1 protein-coding gene is annotated in these 847 nt (G+C 33.6%); it reads right to left on the bottom strand.

Features of this window, described 5'->3' with window-relative positions:
- The coding region (gene galU / locus HUU89_RS14470; RefSeq protein ID WP_175302132.1) for a UTP--glucose-1-phosphate uridylyltransferase GalU at positions 1-847 on the bottom strand (847 nt) is incomplete at both ends.

Genomic DNA, 847 nt, shown 5'->3' with positions numbered 1-847 from the left:
TTACTTGATCATGTAAATCTTCTCTATCTAATGCAAAATCTATTGTTGCTTTGATAAATCCAAATTTATCCCCTACATCATATCTCTTTCCTTCAAAATCATACGCATACACTGCTTGTCTATCTAACAATCTTTTGATTGCATCAGTCAGTTGGATTTCTCCTCCTGCTCCCTTTCCTTGTGTTTCTAACAATTCAAAGATTTCAGGTGTCAATACATATCTTCCTAAGACTGCTAGTTGACTTGGTGCTTTCTCTACTTCTGGTTTTTCTACCATATCTGTTAGTTTTACCAGTCTTCCTTTTGCTGGATGTGATTTTAATGGTTCTACGATTCCATATTTGCTGACATCTTTTTTATCGACTGTTTGTACTCCTATTACGGATGCTGATGTCTTTTCATATTGTTCTATTAATTGTTTTAAAGCTGGTTTCCCTTCTTTATTGACAACCACATCATCTCCTAATAAGACTGCAAATGGTTCATCTCCAATGAATGATTTAGCACATAGGACTGCATGTCCTAATCCTTTTGGTTCCTTTTGTCTGATATAGTAGATATTGGCCATATCTGCTATATCTTGGATTATTTTTACTTGTTCTAGTTTTCCTGATTCTTTTAGTCTTTCTTCTAGTTCATAGTTTTTATCAAAATGATTTTCCATTGCATGCTTATTACTGTTTGTAATAATCAGGATTTCTTCTATTCCACTATCTACTGCTTCTTGAATGATATATTGGATTGTTGGAATATCTACAATTGGTAGCATTTCCTTAGCAATTGCTTTTGTTGCTGGTAGAAATCTTGTTCCTAATCCTGCTGCTGGTATAATTGCTTTTCTTACTTT

Origin of the sequence: Faecalibacillus sp. H12 (genome assembly GCF_013361255.1) — a bacterium.
Lineage (GTDB): Bacteria > Bacillota_I > Bacilli_A > Erysipelotrichales > Coprobacillaceae > Faecalibacillus > Faecalibacillus intestinalis.
The sequence above is the reverse complement of the archived record's forward strand: the minus strand, read 5'-3'. Positions and strand labels throughout refer to the sequence as shown.